The sequence below is a fragment of the Pseudomonas glycinis genome (assembly GCF_054871425.1).
Map to the genome: position 1 here is coordinate 89,339 of NZ_JBTYHF010000007.1, position 18,008 is coordinate 107,346.

Here is an 18,008-nt window from a genome sequence, read left to right on the forward strand (position 1 = left end):
CGGGAGCATCTGATTTTGAACGTATCCACTGCGCAAATTGCCGCTCCGTTTGTCACCCAGGCGCCTGTAGTCATGGACTGCAAACTGGACAAGATTTTCTACGGCAACTTCATGGCAGTACGTGACAGCCACGTGCCCATCGAGAAAAACAAGATCACCGGATTCATCGGTCCCTCAGGCTGCGGCAAAAGTACCGTGCTGCGCAGCCTCAACCGGATGAACGATCTGGTGAAGGGCTTTCGTTTCGAGGGCCATGTGCATTTCCTCGGGCAGGATGTCTATGGCAAGGGCGTCGACCCGGTGGTCGTGCGCCGCTACATCGGCATGGTGTTTCAACAGCCCAACCCGTTCTCGATGAGCATCTTCGACAACGTGGCGTTTGGTCTTCGCCTCAATCGCTACAAGGGCGATATCGGCGACCGGGTCAAGCATGCGCTGCAAGGCGCCGCGCTGTGGGACGAAGTCAAGGACAAGCTCAAGGTCAGCGGCCTGTCGCTCTCCGGTGGCCAGCAACAACGCCTGTGTATCGCCCGGGCAATCGCCACTGAGCCGGAAGTCCTGCTGCTGGATGAGCCTTGTTCGGCACTCGACCCGATCGCCACCCGACGCGTCGAAGAATTGATGGTCGAGTTGAAGAAGGACTACACCATCGCACTGGTGACCCACAACATGCAGCAAGCCATCCGTGTTGCTGACACCACGGCGTTTTTCTCGGTGGATATTTCCCAGGGCACACGCACCGGTTATCTGGTCGAGATGGGCCCGACGGCGCAGATCTTCGACAATCCGCGTGAACAGATGACCGGCGATTACATCAGCGGCAAGTTCAGCTAAGCCTCAACACCGGTCGCGGCCGCCTACCTGCACAAGCCAAATGGATTTGGCGGGCATCGGTGGACGTTTACCAAGCGTTTCCAAGGAGCTCCAATGCCTGCCCAGCATCGTCTTGATTTGCCTGCGATTGAACGCGCACTGCGGAAAGTGCAGAGCCGTTTCGCCGAACTCAGCCGGCACTTCACCGAGCCCCGGGACCCGTTCACCGACGAAGTTCTGCACAATGTGCTTGAAGGCTATGCGTTGGTTGACGAATATGTTGCCCGCGGCGTCGACCTGTTCGATCTGCAGCAACTGAACCTGATGCTGGAGATCAATGCCACGGTGCTGTGTGGCCGGGATCCGGCGCGCCGGCTGGAATACGCTCAGCATCTGGCAGCCACCGAGGCGCATTTCTTCAACAACGTCGAGGGCGGCATCAAGGACTTGTACAACTGGTATTGCGCGTACCGCAGTGAATCGGTCTGGAAGCGTGCAGCGGGTGTCTATGTGCGCATTCTGAGCAAGCCGCAGCTGTTTATCGAAGGCAATAACCGCAGTGGCTCGCTGATTGTCAGCTACCTGCTCATGCGGGCAGGGCTGCCTCCATTCGTGTTGACCCTGGAAAACGCCGAGGGCTATTTCAACCCGTCCTCGGTCATCCGCAACTCCGCCAAGCATGGCGTCAAGGCGTTGTACGAATTGCCCAAGATCAAGAAAAAATATGCAGCATTCCTGGAAGAACAGGCGCCCGATCCAATGAAGTTCTTTCTCAAAGGCAAGCCTTTGCCTGTCTCTCAAGGTGGCCATTGATGAACTGGGCACCAGCATTTGCCAGATTGAGAACCTTCGGCAGCCGGGCAGGGCAGGCTATCCGCTGCGCTTTGCCGCAGTTGTTCGAACGTCAGCGCATACGGATTTCGTTCGATATCGATGACACGCTCGCTTGCCAGCTTCATCACTGCGCAGTCGAGAACAGTCGACTACCGGCCTGTATTCATCGTTGGCTGGGTGAACCGTTGCGGATGGGCACACGATCGCTGATCCGAGAGCTGCGCCGCCAGGATTGCAGTGTCTGGGTCTACACCTCATCCGGGCGCACGCCGTCCTATATCAGGCGCTGGTTGGCGCTGTACGGTATCCGCGTCGACGGCGTGGTCAACAGCGTGCTGCACAACCGTGCGCTGACGGCGCACGGGATGTCGAATGCGCCTTCCAAGTATCCGCCAGCGTTCGATATCGACTTGCATGTCGATGATTCGGAGGGCGTGCAGATTGAAGGCAAGGATCATGGCTTCCGGGTGGTCGTGGTGCATCCCGAGGATGATCGCTGGGCGCAGAAAGTGCTCGATTCGGTGGCCAAGGTCCAGGCGCAGCTCGCCTGGCAGCAAATGCTCAGACCTCAGGCGCCGGTGCAACAGCGTGCGGAGGCTGTCTTTGAGTCGCTTGGCTGAGGGAGTACGCACTGGCTATCTGGACAGCAGCGCCTCAGGTATACGAGGCACTGCTTTGAAATGACTCAATAGATGCGCAAAACATGTCTCGCAGAAACGAAAAAGCCCTGAATAATCAGGGCTTTGTCGTATAAAGATGGCGGAGGCGATGGGATTCGAACTCATGGACCTGTTACAGTCGACGGTTTTCAAGTCCGAAGATTAATCCTTATATTTCAATGCCTTAAGTTTTATTCGTTTCCGCTAGGCAGTATTCATTAATGCTCTGAAGGTCTCTGAAATCAAGGGGTGGACACTTATTTGCGGAAACGAATTTGGCCGGTTATTTGGCGTTCTAGGTAGGCACATGATCGCCCTAAACTTCATAGCTGCAATCGAGAGACTGCGCTTGATGGAAAGCGACTTTCATCTGAAGTGGGATTTTTGCAGCCAACCTGGTCAGTCGAGACAGGCAGGATACGGCCAAAAGCGAACCCTCACGATTGCCCGTTTTCGGCCAATTTCTGCCTTTAACCAACATCAGCTTTGGGTGGTCAGTTTCGCTGACACCGTGGTAGCTGCGCCCAAGCCGAGTAATGCGAAAGCAGACACGTAAACTGCAACGGATGCAGGAATGAGTAACAGTGAATGCCCCAACACAGGCATCACAGCCACTGCATGACGAGCGGCCTCGGGATTGCCGGCACATTTTTTGTCAGGCAAGACGCAGATATCAAGCTTTCAACTCTGGGTCTGGGACGCTAACGTATCGCACCGTTTTCAAGGAGCGTCACCTTATGCCGTACCTCAACCTAGACCGACGCTTCGTTCAACGAACGATGTATGACCAGGAGGAACTGCTGAGGGCGGAAATCTACGATCGGAAGCTGTCGTGGGATGACGTTTTGGCGAAACGCTTTGCAATCGTCGTTGCGCCGGCCAACTTCGGAAAAACTACTGAACTCAAAGAACTGGCGAATCGTGAGCGACTGGCTGGGAAACATGCTGTTTTCGTGGAACTTCGCAAGGTGCTAGACCGCAACGACCTTGAAGATGCATTACATCCATCGGAGGTTGTAGCGTTTAAGGCTTGGCAGCAGGTCTCGAGCGCACCTATTACCTTGCTCATCGACTCTTTGGATGAGGCCACACCTAGCCAACGCCAGGATTTAAATTACGCGCTGAGGAAGGTGCGCCTGGCTTTCCACTGGCCAAACAGCAATGCTCGCTGGTTGATTTCGACTCGTCCCGCCGTACTTTCACTCGATGTCATGGGACAGTTGTCAACCATTCTTGAAGTCCCAATCGAGGTCACCAGTACCGAAGATGACGAACCGGCTAGGCTCGTTGACAAACATGCAGATGAGCGAGCGACAACAAAAAGCTCAACCACACAGGATGCCTTGGCTATTTTTTCTATGGCTCCGCTCACCTCAAGACAAGCCGTACTCTACCTGCAGAGTAAACATGGGGTAGGCGATGCAGTCACACTCCTTGAAGTAGCGCAGAAGCGAGGCCTGCCAGGGTTCACAGAAAGTCCAGGTGGGCTTGACGTGATTGCCCACCTGGATCTGGTGAATCGACCGCCGGAGTGTCTCACTGAAGTGTTCTTGCGTGTGGTGCAGGCAGTCGAGACGCAGCAAAGTGGCGATCATCGACTGGCTGAAGCCGGAACACCCTCCGCGCATGTGGAAGTCGTACGCAGAATTGCTGCCGCTTCTCTCGTTTGCCAGCTACAAAACGTCGAGATGCCTTCTGGCCAACTGGCCGCGGATGAGAGTGTCCTGTCTGCGAGATTGATAGCAGGTTCGCGTCTTCCAGATTCGGCTTTGATCCAACTTCTTAACTCACAACTTTTCATTGATGCCGGTCATCACCAAGTCAAACCCTATCCTGAGGAATTGATTCCGTTTCTAGCGGCGCAGCACTTTGCTTCTCTCGTCCATTCGCCAGAAGATGCCAAACGCCTTATCAATATGTTCTCATGGCATGCCCCTACCGGCGAAAAGGGCGTACACCGTCGCTTGCTGGCAATGTTGGGATGGATCGCAACCTTGAGCAATTACTGCCGCACGGAGTTATTGCAGCAGGATCCGCAAGTGGTCGCCTTTTTCGGAGACCTGCGAAACAGTGGCATCCCGAGAAGCGATGCGCACGAGGCGATCAGGCGAAGCATTCATTCGGTGTACACACAAGGTGATCGAATCGGTCGCGATTTCTTCCGACTCACTCCCGAGAATTACTGGCAAGTAGGGGGCGAAAGCAATTTGCCGTTGATCTGTGAGTTGTTCGAGCAATATGGTTCAGATATTCGTGTACGGAGTGCCCTGCTGAATATTGCGACCCACAGCCAGTCCGACATTCTCCGCCAACAGGTTTTGAAGACTTGCCAGGGCGACTACGCCCAACTCCTGCAACAGAGGATGGATCTCTATTATCTACTGGATCTTGGCGTCGACAAGGATCTAAGGGGCTTGGCGGGCGCGTTGACAACTCAGCGAGACCTCACTGAGGAGCGGGTCTCGATTTCGATTGCCCACCTTGCCTGGACGCATCTCAAAGTTTCGCAGATCGTTACCTTGATTGAACGGCAGCTAAGCGGACATACAGGGGGCTACCGCATTTCCTCCACCATCAGCGGACCTGTTTTCGACGCCGCAAACGACTTGCAGGCATACCAGCTAACGCGGTCCCTTGTAATCCGACTCGCCCGAATTGGTCGTACCCCCGGGCGCAAAACTCCTGTCTATACCGACATACCAAGCCGGAAGCTAGATTTGGTTATTGATCTCCTGTCCTCGCTAATAACGAGGCCCGTGACAATCTATGAATCACGTATAGCGCTATTGTGTGTCATCGTGCGACGCTTCTTCCGCGATGTTTTTTACGGGTCAATCGAACTGTCTAAGTTGCGCTTGGCGTTAGAGAAAAATAGTCCTATGCGCCTTGCAGTGCTACGGAAAATTCTAACGTTGGAGCCTGATGACGATCTGCTCAGCGGTGCGCTCTTTGGGCTCGGCAGGATATGTATTCCCACCCTCAAGGATGCTGCAGAACTCGACTCAGAGCGATTGCGCGCAACGATTCATAAGGTAGAGGCGGCTACCAAATCGCCGGCCATGCCGTCGGGACCTCATGCCAAAATGAAACGGCAGGGCCGGTGGCGTATAGATAAACGCATCCTGGCGACCCTCCATAAAGAAATTGAGCAAATACGCGACGGCTCCGCTCGGCATTCAATCGCTTTGCTTGCTGGGTGGCTGCTTCAGGACCACTCAACGTCCCGATATGGCGAGGTCAGCTTCGATCCGGTGAGGGAGGCCGGCGGAGCCGAACTAGCCGATGCGTTCAAAGCGGGTGTGACAAGACTTTGGCGAGAGCTACCGCCGACGTTCAAGGAGGACGAGCCTCGTTCGGTTTACCACATCACCATTGCCGGTTTGCAGGGGTTGCACTACGACCTTCACGATGGCTCCATTTTACCAGTAATGTCGACTGCCGAAGTAAAGCAGGCAATTCAATACGCCGTCTTTGAGATTAATGGCTACCCACATTGGTTCTGGCCATTGATTGAAGCAAATCAGGAGGTGGCGATCATTAGTTTCAAAAAGCTGGTCGCTCAGGCGGGAATGGGGGCCGTTTCTTACGAGCATGCGGAGGAGTTGCTTACTTCCCTGAATGAGACAACGGAACGCATTCGAAGGGAAATAGCACCTGATGCTTGGAGCTTTCTTACTACACAACCGGTAAACCGCAGCCAAACTACTGAGTCGATTCTCAGACTAGTAACTAATGTGTCCGGCGCTACAATTCAAAGTGAGTTCGAAACGCAGGCATGGAGCCGCATACAAGCAGCGTTTGGTTCGGGCACACTCGAAGGTTCAGTAGATGCTGAACACACACGCGACCTCCTAGATACAAAAGAACGAAGTGCTGCTTGGGGCGCCTACTGGTTGATCGGCTATCCGAATTCATTCACATCCCATCTTGAGCAATGGCTCACTGAGAGCAAATCTCAAGCCCAAGCATTTGTGTTCGAGTTGGCAGCGTACCTCGGCCACGATTTTGGCTCAAGAATGGTTGGGCTTGCGCAAACATCTGACCATGGGGTTACGGCTCTCGTAGCACTTTACAAATGCACGCTTGAGGTCGTCTCACCTAATGGCGATGCACCCCGTCCTAGTGGTGTTGTGTACTCGCCGGGACGTCGGGATGCTGCTCAGCAGTTACGCGATGCGCTCATCCCCGCTATTGCTGCAGCCAAATCGACCCGAGCATATGAAGCCCTTGCTGTCTTGAAAAATGGGGCAACAGACCAGAAGGCAAAATACCTGAGTAGCATACTGTTCGACTTGCAAGAGGCTCGATTCACTCGCCCGCAATTGGCACAGCGAGATTTTGACCAGTTTGATCGTGACTTTAAGCCCGTGGTAAACGGCACCCTCGCGCTGGCGCTGGCGGTTGAGGAAGATCTGCTTGCGGTGAAATACAGCATTGAGAAAGGCGAATTCAGCCTACGCCGCTTCTTCAGTGCACTGAAGTTCTCGCGTATCGATACAGACAAGGAAGGGCTAGCGCTGGAAGCCGACTTCCAGGCCCTACTTGGAAGTGAAATGAACCACCTTGCGGGAACTCGGTATTCGGTCACGAGGGAGCCGGAGACTGCCGAGGCCACGCGCCGTGACGTGTTATGTCGAAAAGGTGCTGATTACGCTTCCATTGAACTCAAGATGTCCATGCGATGGACCGTATCACAGTACTTGGAAGCGCTTGAAGACCAGTTGGTAGGTCAGTACATGCGCAACTACAACTCAACTACGGGCTTTCTGGTAATAGTGCTGCAGAAGGACAGGAAATGGCGACACCCGACAACCAAGAAGGAACTTAACTTCCAGGCACTGATTAAGCTCTTACAAGCACGGGCCCTCGAATTGGAAGCACTGGATCGCAGACACATTATTCGAGTGATCGGGATCGACGCAACGCCCCCGAAAAGCTTTCGAGACGCCTGAAGGTGGCAGTGCCGGCCGCAGGGGGGGGGCAGCATGCCCTGGGCCTGCGCTCTACCAAGCAATACGCTTCACGAGCGAATAACAGGCGTTGGGCTTGCCCAACCAACCTTGCGCGGTACACACACGCTATGAAGAACTAAGACATCGTTAATCTAGCGGACGAAGAATCTGAGAGCTGTCTAGCTCTTGCCTGGTCGTACAGAGTTTGAAAGCACCGTCGGATACCTGGAGGACGAGGTCGAGTTGCCCTAGAAACAGCGGGACTTCAGTTCTGGGTCCGGGTTCAACTATGAACATCGATATAACGGAAAGCGAGTATGCACACTCGGTTTTCTAGGCACAAAGCCTCCATCATGGTTAGTAGCTTCTGGTCGGTAGCTTTCGCTTGCCTACGTCCGCTTTGGCCGTTCGCAGCCATTCGGGACCGACAGCAATCGGCCAGAACTCGAATCTGATCGGACGTCTTAACAACAATCCGAATAGTCCAATTGGCATTGGCGAAGCCCCTGTCGCTATGCCAATCTACGGCGATGCCAAGTCCATTTGCCGTACTCAGTCCGCCAGACACGATACCTTCCCGAGCTCCCGTCGCCACGCGCGATCAGGAGCTGCCGTTCGATGCGCTGAGTTGGGAGAACTTTGAACGTCTTTGCCATCGACTGACTGCACTCGAAGGCGATGTCGAGCATTGCGCACGATAGGGACGGCAAGGGGAGGCGCAGGAGGGCATAGATATTTACGCGCGGAAGGCGGATGGGCGCTACCATTGCATGCAGGCTAAGCGTCATCGTAGCTTTGGCGCGGCTCAGTTACTCAGTGCGGTCAATCTGTTCCTCGACGGAGCATGGCTCTGGCTCACGCCGTCCCACTGGCCTGCCTCCGTCCCACTGCTTTTTGCGGTGGTGGGACGGGCGCAGGCCCCGTCGTTGTTGGGCTGTCCCACCGTCCCACCTTTTTCATGTCTCCCGCCCGTGTATGCGTAGCGGGCATCAATGCGCGTGTTCACGCGCACGCGTGTTTTTAAATATTCTCTCTATCACGAGAAAGGAGAGTTAAAAGTAGGACGGTGGGGAAAAGCCCCTATCTACGGGACTTTCAGACGTCCCACCTAGTTTTAGAGAGGTGGGACGCATGGGACGCCATAACAGCAAAAGAAAGCCGGGATAGATATTCACCGACATTCGCCAGCCGTTCACCGGACGTAAGCCACACATTCACCGGATGGCATTAAAACAGTCTTGCTGCCACCAGAATCGACCTGTAAAAAGGGGCCATCGTCGATGGGTGCGACCGCAAAGCGCGGCAGGCCACCCACCACCTGACCCGGCCATTGCGCCGGGTCTTTTTGTTTAAGGGGCAGGGGTATGACGAACGAGCAGCAGGCACTGGCAGAGATGCCGATCTGGTTGGTGATTGCCCTGTCATTGGTTGGCGGCGTGTCTGGCGAGATGTGGCGCGCTGACAAGGATGGGGCACGAGGTTGGGCGTTACTGCGCCGCCTTGCACTTCGATCCGGTGCCTGCATCGTCTGCGGCGTGTCAGCGATGATGTTGCTGTTCGGCGCGGGCTTGTCGATCTGGACAGCAGGCGCCCTCGGTTGCCTAACCGCGATGGCCGGCGCCGATGTCGCCATCGGCTTGTACGAGCGCTGGGTGGCCAAGCGGCTGGACCTGAGCGAGGCCGAGCCGAAGGCATGAGCCGGGCAGGTCGGGTAGGGGACCGATTTTTACGGGTCCTCCCTGAGGGCCGCCCCCTACACGGGTTATCGAACTCGCGGAATCTCTCTAGCTGAAACCTTCGCAGGGATGTCCGTCTTTCCAAATGGATCGAGGCAGGACCTGGCACTCGAATGCCGAGTCGATCAGCCGGGCCGGGCAGAATACCGCCGGGGACCCTGGGGACTTTCAAAGGGTACGGGGTCGGAAACCCGCGGGATCGTATTAGTAGAAGGCTCGCCAGCTTACTGAAATTTCAATTACTGAAATTTTGATAGGATCCATTGAAAAGCCGTTGGAAAGCACGGCTTATGAGCGAAGACGCGTACCTGTCCAAAAGCACCTTCGCCGCGCACAATGAACGGTGACCGAGTTACACCAATTGGCTTATGAAGGTGGGCCGGCTGGGTCCTGTCTCCCAATGACAAGTAAGTCGATGTGCTGACCCCTGAAGCGTTGCTCTGCGATATCGCCGACCCGAGCAAGGCTGCCGTCGGTGTTCGCCACCAACAGCGATCGGCTTGAGCGTGACGTGTACAGTCACGTCGCAGCCCAACCCGAGCCGACTAACATAGTTGCGCCACCCCCCCCACTGCTCCCGCACAAGAGCTGACTCCCGACCTTCAGAAAGCGCGCGCACATCGCGAGCACTACCTATCGAGGACGGCTGAAATGGAATTTTGCAAGGCACAGGGCTGACTGGTGGAAATCAGTTTTGCATAAGGCCGTTTGCGAAACTGCACGTGCGCTCAATCATCCACTGATGAGCGTCTCGCCGCATTATTCTGCCCAGTTCGCTACCTTGTCGGACTTATGGAAGTGGAGGCGCAACTGACCGTGAGACAACGTTAACGGCTCAACGAAGCGGCTCAAATATGATTTTGACGACCTTAGATTTCAATTTACTAGCTCTGACGAACTCGAATGTCGGTTCGGCCAGTCGATAAGGCTTCTTGACTCCAGGTAGAATTTTTAAATTGAGTATCAATTGACTAGCAGCCAAAATCAGATTCGCATCCATAGTCACTTTTTGATTGGCTCGGGCTTCGAGTCAACTGGGTAGTTGCTGGTCTGCCCAGTTTCGTCCGAACGACACACCAGTGAGGCGCGTTCGTAGTTCAACGCCTTGTCACGCTCGGGCAGCGCATACGGTGCTTCGCAACGCTGGCCTTGCCAGTTGATGGTCAGAGTGCCGGCGTCGTCTTCGACCAGGGCTAGTGCTTTACCGCTCGGGTCGGAGATTGCCAGTTGCTTGCCGGTGGCGTCTTCCAGTGCAGCGCCGAACGGAATCGGCTGGTGCTGCGCATCGAACAGGGTGAACTGCACCCGGCGCCCTGTTTTGCTCGCATAGCGCGCCAGCACGACTGCACCACGGCGCGGCACCACTTGCTGAGTGGCGTTGTCAATTTCAAAGTCGCCGCCCAGATCGCGGGTGTCGAGGCTGATCCAGTTGACCCGATACGGTTGCGCGTTGGACACCACTGCATACCCATTGCCTGCGGTTTCCGCCCCGGAGAAACTGGCGACCTTCACGCCTTCAACGCCCTCGACCTGCGCCAGCGCGAACGTCTCGCCGACGGTCTGCCCCAGGTTGACCCCGCCAGCATGGCCGACAATCGAACCGGCCACATTTAGGCTCTGTGAGTTGTAGCCACGGCCCTGGCTGTAACTAGCACTTATGTCCATCACCGAGGTTCGCGTGCTGAGGTTGGCCGAGCCCGTACTGCCGCCGGTGCGACTGTTGCCGCCCTGCAAGGAATAGTAAGTGTCGCTGTCGTCGGACAAGTAGCCGTTGACGCCGACCTGAGTACTGCTATTGTTCTTCTGCGTATTAGCTGAAACGAAGGCCCTTGGTGCACGGGGTTTCGAGCCCAGCGGAAACGACAGCGAAAGGTTTAACAAGGTGTCGTTGTTCGCCGGGCCGTAGTTGCCTACGTCCTTTGTATAGGTCGCACTGAGGTTGTAGCTGACCTCGCCCCAATAATTGCTGTAGCCAGCCGACAGGCTTTGCGAGCCGCCGCGTCCCCAATAACGCTGGTCGCTCGCGTTTAGGTAGATGCTGCCGAACTGCTGATTGCGCCCGAGGCTCTGGTTGACGGTCAGGTCGGTGCGGTTTTTCGAATTGCCGGTGCGCTGCTGTCCCTCACGGCTCAGCTCTTCGACGTGTTCGCTCAAGGTGCGATAGCCCTCAGTGGAATAGCGATAAGCGGCGAGGGTGAAGTTGGTGTCGGTGCCGGTGAAGGTCTTGGCGTAAAGCGCGCGCAAACTGTTGCCCTTGACGGTGTGGCCGAAGGTGCTGCTGCTGGAGTGGGTCAGGTCGAGCGAGATTGCACCGATCGCCGTATTTCGCCCGGCACCCATCGAAAGTGCCTGGAAATTGTCGGTGGCCTGGGTACCGACGATCGCTGACAAGTTACTGCTGACGCCATAAGCTACCGTGCTGCTGATGAATTCCGGCGTCTGCTGGTTATTGCTGTTGCTGTTGTAGCGGCCCGCCGAGATGCTGTATTTCAGTTGCCCTTCCCGAACCATGATCGGCAGGCTGGAAAACGCCTGTACCGTCACCCGGCGCCGGCCATCGGACTCGATCACGGTGATTTCCAAATCGCCGTTGGAGCCGCTGGGGTAGATGTCGCTGATCTCGAACGGCCCAGGTGGCACGTTAGCGGTGTAAAGAATGTAGTTGTTTTGGCGAATCTCTATGGTGGCGCTCGATTGCGCAATGCCGCGAATCACCGGCGCATAACCGCGCTCGCTGTCGGCTCGCATGCCGTCGTCGGAGGCCAGTTTCATGCCTCGATAGCGAACGCTATCGAAGAGGTCGGCGTCGGAGAAAATATCGCCGGCACTGAACTGGCTCTTCAGCGCTGTAACATCATGTTGCAGATAGCTGCGGTTGCTCTTGAATGTGCGCGGCTGGCCTGTGGTGCTGCTGAAGTTGGACTCATTGCGCAAGCGCCAGCCTCCGAGGTTAATACCGTTCCGCAGGCCAATGTTATTGGCAAACGTAGTCTCGGGGTCGGTGCTGTTGCGGTTGCTGCTCACCTGATAATTGATGAACGCCGCCGGTACGCCTTCGTCCCACAGCGCCGGGTCGACATAACCACGGCGACCACGTTCCATGGCACTTTGCGGCACGCTGACCAGTAAACGCAGGCGTGGCATGTCATAGCGAACGGTGGCGTGGTCGATTATCGCCGGAAGGTCTAAGCAAGCGTCCGCATCGGCGGCGTCCACTTTGCCGCTGGCCTGCAACTTGCCGAGGTCCACGCCTAACTGTTTGAGCATATCGACGGTCAAGCAGGCTTCAACCTTGTTACGATCTGGTTGGCGGCGAAAGTCGATATCGCGACGACCCACGAGAATGTCGTTGCCGTACATATCGACCCGGTAAGTGCCGGGGAGTACGCGACTTCCAGCGAGCAGCGATTGCAAGTCTACGGCGGATGTGGCGCCTTGCAGAAATGAGGTATTGAATTCTACTTCAGCGTCGGCTAGACAGGTTGTGCTGAAGATCAGAGCGACCGAGAACGGCGTCAGGCCATCGCGTTTAAGTAAAAGCATGCGGAAACCCTATATCACCTCCGATACGAACTAACGGAGCGAAGACAAATACAGTAAAAGTGCGGCTGTTAAAGCAGCAGGCGAGTTATGGCAATTCTTTATCCAAACTGCCGTGCACTTCGGCGCTGCTTGAAAGTTGCGCGACATAGCGGTCTTGGGCGCCATAATCATTAATACTGCTAAAAGACAGGCGCAGAGAACTTGTCGCAAGCGGTTGTTTTAGGATGAACTCTTTTTGCTCACCAGGCGCGATCATCATCGAATCAAAAGGGTGCTCGCGGGTGATGTCGGAATGCACCGTGATGTCGGCGATCGAGACGTGATAGAGGCTTGGATTATTCACCAGCAGCAGGCTTTTGCCCTCGCGCTTGGTCAGTCGCCAAGTCAGTTCGGTCGGGGCTAGATAAGAGTTATTTTTCAGACCCGCAGGGCGGAAAAAAACCTTGATCCGTTGGCGAACCGCCAGTTGCAGGGTGTTTGCGGTTTTTGCCGACTGCGGAATCTCCTGCACATTCAGCCACACCACCGACTCGCGGTCGGTGGGCATGCCAGCGCCTTCGTAGATAACCCGCAGAATCTGCTGTTCTTCACCGCTCACTCGCACGAGTGGCGGGGTCACGGCAAACGGCGCAGTGGCTGCCGTATCGCTGTCAGTGTCGACCCACGATTGAATCAACACGTCAGCGCCGCTGTTACGCACGGTGATGCCGGCTTCTTTATGCTTGCCGTCGAAAATCAGCCGAGTACTGCTTAGGGAAATACCGGCCATGGCCTGATTGACGGCGAACAGACCCAGCAGACCAACGCAAAAAGACAGGGAAGGACGTAAAAACATCAGAAGATTACCGTGCAGAGTAAAGGAAAATGCGGGACCATTCGGTCCCGCACATTGCTCGATGAATCGCTCGGATTATTCGTATTGAAGGGTGAAAGGTAGGGTCGCGTCACCACGACCGGCAACCGCTAGTTTTGGATCGACGGTAGTCACATAGGCTGCCGAGAATTTCAGCGTGGTGTTGCTATCCTGCAGGGTGTGTTCGACGCGCGCGGTAGTCGGCGAGGTCAAGTCGATCACTGCACCGTTTGCATCAAGCAGGGCGATACCGATACCTTTCGCCGCGCCGAGGCCTTCGATCAGTTTCAGAACCTTGGTGCCGGTTTCGATGCCCGAACCTGCGCCCTTCGTCGGCTCAAAGATCATCGCGACTTTGGTGCCGGCGTTGCAGTTGATCTTCATGTCGAAGTTCTCGACACTCAGTGTGCCGTTGCCTTTCGGCGCGGTGGCCGTGCCCATGTCTTTGATCGACACTTCACCCATGTTTACCGAAATCGTCTTGTTCTTGCCGGCACCTTCAACAGAGCAGGCATCGTTGTTGATGGTGCCGGTGAAGTTGATCGTGCCGCTGCCCGCTTTGGTAGGAGCAGCCGGCACAACTGCATCGGCTGCGAGTACGCTACCAGCAGCGAAGATCGAAAGGGCAAGAAGTGTGCGAGACAGCTTTTTCATGTTGCTTTTCCATTAGTGGGGTAGAGACAACACAATAAAACCTGCTCGGGCGTTACAACATCAGACAATCCCTAGAAGGCGGAAAGTTGAAGGGATAACAATCAGTTAATTGAACAAGTTGCGTTCTAGGCAATAAGCCAACAATTCCTGGTCGCTACTGACATCCAGTTTGCGCATGGCCGAAATTTTCTGCGTGCTGATTGTTTTGGCGCTTCGATTCAAACCACGGGCAATATCGTTTACGGCCTGCCCCTGAACAAATAAGCGCAGAATTTCATATTCTTTGGGCGAGAGTCGGGAAAACCGTTCATCCAGATCAGGGACATCGGTCAGCACTGAGGTCGGCGCCGATTGATGGCCGCGTACCCGCTTCCCCTTGGCGATGGCTTTGAGCGCCACCTCTATCTCAACGTGCAACTGGCTTTTCTGAATAACTGCGAGTACGCCGAGCTCTTGCAGGCGGGTCAGAATCAATGGATTGGAAATCATGGTCAGAACCAGTACCCGTACTTCGGGATAGTGTCGGGTCACGTATTCGACCAATTTCAGACCGTCACCGTAGGGCGAGTCACCGGGCATGTTGAAATCGGTGATCAAAAGGTCCACCGGTTGTGACTCCAGCAGTTCGATCAAACCATCGGATCGACCCGCTTCGCCGACCACGCGGAAACACCGGTTGCGCTCAACCAGTTCGCGCACTCCCAGCAGAACGATGGGATGATCATCGGCGATAACAACGTTGAAGGTTTCCATGGGTGCTTTATCCAGAGTGAAATTATTCAAGGGCGTCGAGCAGGGCAGTCAGGCGCGCCAGTTGTTGGCGCACTTCGAAGGCGAGCGCCGAGGTGATGGCCATGCCAATCAGGCGGCATTCTAGTTTAACGAACTCATGGGCTAGCGCCTCGACCTGCACCGCGCCCAGCGCCCCGGCCATGCTGTGCAGCTGCTGCGCAACACCGTTGGCGTCATCTGCATCCAGCAGGTTGAGGGTGGTTTCAATGTCCTTGCGCAGCGTCGAAACAAACAACTCGCGCATTTTCGGCGACAGCCTCGGCGCGGCGTCGGCGCGCGGCACGATGGCTGTCTCGCAGTACCTCTGCAATTGCGCGCGCAGTGTCGCGAGGTTTAGCGGTTTGACCATCCACGCGTTCATGCCCACGGCGGCGCAGCGTTCGCCTTCCTCGCGCAGGGCATTGGCGGTGACGCCGATGATCGGTAGCGCCGCATCCCGTTCGCGCAGTGCAGAAGTCAGTTGGTAGCCGTTCATGATCGGCATGTTGACATCGGTCAGCAGCAGATCGAAGCGTTTCGGTGCCCATTGCGCCAAGGCTTGCTCGCCATTGGTGGCAACGATCACCGAACAGCCCAGCGCCTCTAGTTGTTCCTTGATGATCGCTGCGTTGATCGCATTGTCTTCGGCCACCAGCACGCGCAAATTCAACGCTCGGGTCTTTTCCCGCAACGATGGCACACTTCGCTTATGGGCATCGTGTCGGGCCAGCGCAATGGCCCAGCCAATCGCACGCACGTCATCGGCGTCGACCTGCCAGCCACTGTCATTCATCTGGGCCGGGTTGGGGCCGCCCGGTATTGCAGCGATTCGCGGGCCATCGAAAACCATGGCGTTGGTTAGCGGCGCGAGGTCCACCAGCATCTCTGAAGGTGGCGGCAAATCGTTCGTCACCAGACGGCAATCGAGACCAAAGCGGTTCAGCCAGCCGATCAGATGCTCCGCCAGATCGGCGACTGGTGCGCGCACGTAAACGGCGGCGCTGCCGGCTTCGAACTCTGGGCAATCGTCAAGCTTGCCCGGCGTGCAATCCAGTCTCAGTTGCAAGTTGAAGCGGCTGCCCAGGCCCGGTTCGCTGACCACGTTCAACTCTCCATGCATTAACTCGCACAGCCACTTACAAATGGCCAGACCGAGACCCGCGCCAGCATGACTGTCGGCTTCGTTGACTTGGTAGAACGGATCGAATAATTGTTGTTGCTGCGCCTGGGAAATGCCAACGCCGGAATCGCTAACCTGCCACTGCACCTCGGCGCGGCCCCCGGCGTTTTGCAGCACCTTAACGCGCACGACTACGCGGCCATTATCGGTGAATTTGATTGCGTTGCTCAGCAGATTGTTGAGGATCTGCCGGATGCGTTGCGCATCGCCGAGTAGTTGATCCGGCAGAGCCGCATCGATGCAGGCAAACAGTTGCAGGCCTTTGCCTCGGGCAATCGCCCCGTAGCTGCGTACCATGTCTTCAGTCAGCTCCAGCGGGCAGAACGGCTGAAGCTCGAGGTTCATCTGCCCGGCCTCGATTTTCGAAACATCTAGCACGTCGCTGATCAGTTTGAATAGGCTGGCGGACGAGCGCTGAATGGTTTCCAGATAGACCTGCTGACGCGGCGCGAGTTTGGTCAGGCCGAGTAGTTCCAGCGTCCCAAGCACGCCATACAGCGGCGTGCGGATCTCGTGGCTCATGGTTGCAAGAAAGCGGCTCTTGGCCTGATTGGCTGAATCGGCCGCCTGACGGGCGACTTCCAGTGCTGCTGCATCTTCGACACGTCGGGTGACATCGTGCAGAGCACAGAGCCACGCATCTTGCCCCTGATAACGTGTGGAGACGAAGGCCACATGCAGATGCGTACCGTCGATCTCAAGTTCAGCGTGGCCATGGCCGCTTGCGCCGTGCTGGTCGAGCAGACTTATCAATTCATGGGTGTCGTGCCATTGCTGCGCGCGCTGATTTTCCAGCAACACCTGACGATCAGGGCGGCTGATTACGCACAGACCGGTCGGCGCGGTGTCGATGACCGCGCGGCTGAAAGCCTCGCTCTCGGCGATGCTCGCGTGGGCGCTCTGCGCTGGAACAATCACGCGGCTGGTGTACCAGCGATTGAGCGTGCGGCCACAACCGAGCAGGGCCAGCACCAGTCCCGGCAGACATAGCAATGGCCATAATGCGTAGTCGAGGAAACTTTGTACACCGATCACATAGATCGCGGTCCATTGCTGTTCTCCTGGGCTGATCAGCTTGAACACTAGACCGTCGCGGGTCAGGTTCGCACCTTCATCGAGCATTCGACCAGGCTTGAGCTCGCCTATTAAAACTGTGCCGCTGGGCGTAATCAGAGTGAAATCGTCGTAAATAGACCATTCCATCAAGCGCTCGATGTTATTGACCTGCGACAGTTTCATCAGCGAACCGAGCACAACCCAGGAATTTGAGCCTTCGATGGCCAGCGTCGGTTTGTGCAAGTTAATCCGCACGTAGGCGAGCAGGCTCGGGGTAACGTTGTCTTCCTCAGCGAACGGGTAGGGCGCCCAGTGCACTCGCTCTGAAGTCTGCGCGTGCCGTTGCAGGTTTTTCTGGGTCATGACCTTCACTAATGTGCTAATTTGCGTCGGTCCGGCGCCGCGTAAGCGGCCAGCAGCGGGCACGGCGATGTCGAAATTGTCCGGTCCGTTGAGCAGGATCACCTGCGGCGACTGGTAGTGAGATGCTGCCCAAAAGGCGCTGTAATAAGCAGCCAGATAACTGCCGAGAGCAAATACTTTGGGGTACTGGCTAGGGGCGATTCGATCGGGGTCGATTTTCACGCTGAATGGCAGCGAGAAAGGCTGGCCACGGCCTTCATAAATGTTTGGCCCTTCTTCTGGCAAATGCTTTTGCCCCACCGGCGTCGCTACGTTCCCGGAAAGGTACTCACCATTGTCGCTGGCCGTTGACATATCGCCGAGAAAGGCTTCCTGCTCTCGAATATTTTCCATCAGCCGGGCGAAGTGAAACTGCATGGTGTCGCTCTGCTCTTCGACCATGCGCTGCACACCAAGATAGCTGATGCCCAGCAACAGCAATACCAGCGCGCCGAGAATCAGCAAACCTTTGTTCAAGCGCAGCGAACTGCTGGCAAGTTTCTCCAAAAATGCATTGGGATGTGGCATAAAAACGCCCGGTCATTGAAAGTGGTT

At 56.0% G+C, this 18,008-nt stretch carries 10 protein-coding genes; 5 read left to right on the forward strand and 5 right to left on the reverse strand.

Annotation, left to right across the window (positions count from 1 at the left end):
• The first annotated feature begins 72 nt into the window (after window positions 1-72).
• The 5 genes from pstB (at window position 73) to ACYSTU_RS17740 (ending at window position 8,955) form a co-directional block, all read left to right on the forward strand.
• The gene (gene pstB, locus ACYSTU_RS17720) at window positions 73-834 is read left to right on the forward strand and encodes a phosphate ABC transporter ATP-binding protein PstB (RefSeq protein WP_016774591.1); all 762 of its coding nucleotides are present in this window, start codon (window positions 73-75) and stop codon (window positions 832-834) included.
• A gap of 93 nt (window positions 835-927) precedes the next feature.
• A complete protein-coding gene (locus ACYSTU_RS17725; protein ID WP_217878076.1) occupies window positions 928-1,626 on the forward strand; it encodes a hypothetical protein in 699 nt (232 codons plus the stop codon).
• Window positions 1,626-2,267: a hypothetical protein gene (locus ACYSTU_RS17730; RefSeq protein WP_225926646.1), complete on the forward strand. Its 642-nt coding sequence runs from the start codon at window positions 1,626-1,628 to the stop codon at window positions 2,265-2,267. Before ACYSTU_RS17725 ends, ACYSTU_RS17730 begins: the two co-directional genes overlap by 1 nt.
• 776 nt (window positions 2,268-3,043) lie before the next feature.
• Window positions 3,044-7,258 carry a hypothetical protein gene (locus tag ACYSTU_RS17735; protein ID WP_425643435.1) on the forward strand — a complete coding sequence of 1,405 codons (4,215 nt, stop codon included), beginning with the start codon at window positions 3,044-3,046 and terminating at the stop codon, window positions 7,256-7,258.
• Window positions 7,259-8,622: 1,364 nt separating this feature from the next.
• A complete protein-coding gene (locus ACYSTU_RS17740) occupies window positions 8,623-8,955 on the forward strand; it encodes a phage holin family protein (protein ID WP_008080174.1) in 333 nt (110 codons plus the stop codon).
• Between the two features lie 1,041 nt (window positions 8,956-9,996).
• Here ACYSTU_RS17740 and ACYSTU_RS17745 read toward each other — a convergent pair.
• The 5 genes from ACYSTU_RS17745 to ACYSTU_RS17765 all read right to left on the reverse strand — a co-directional run bounded on the left by ACYSTU_RS17745 (window position 9,997) and on the right by ACYSTU_RS17765 (window position 17,981).
• Window positions 9,997-12,537, reverse strand: coding sequence for a fimbria/pilus outer membrane usher protein (locus ACYSTU_RS17745; RefSeq protein WP_425643437.1), 2,541 nt, complete (start codon window positions 12,535-12,537; stop codon window positions 9,997-9,999).
• 85 nt (window positions 12,538-12,622) lie between these two features.
• A complete protein-coding gene (locus ACYSTU_RS17750) occupies window positions 12,623-13,372 on the reverse strand; it encodes a fimbrial biogenesis chaperone (protein ID WP_425643439.1) in 750 nt (249 codons plus the stop codon).
• A 75-nt stretch (window positions 13,373-13,447) separates the two neighbouring features.
• Window positions 13,448-14,044, reverse strand: coding sequence for a fimbrial protein (locus tag ACYSTU_RS17755; protein WP_425643440.1), 597 nt, complete (start codon window positions 14,042-14,044; stop codon window positions 13,448-13,450).
• A 105-nt stretch (window positions 14,045-14,149) separates the two neighbouring features.
• Entirely contained in the window at window positions 14,150-14,797 is a 648-nt protein-coding gene (locus ACYSTU_RS17760) for a response regulator (protein WP_425643441.1), read from the reverse strand.
• Between the two features lie 22 nt (window positions 14,798-14,819).
• Window positions 14,820-17,981, reverse strand: coding sequence for a hybrid sensor histidine kinase/response regulator (locus ACYSTU_RS17765; protein WP_425643442.1), 3,162 nt, complete (start codon window positions 17,979-17,981; stop codon window positions 14,820-14,822).
• Window positions 17,982-18,008 lie beyond the last annotated feature (27 nt).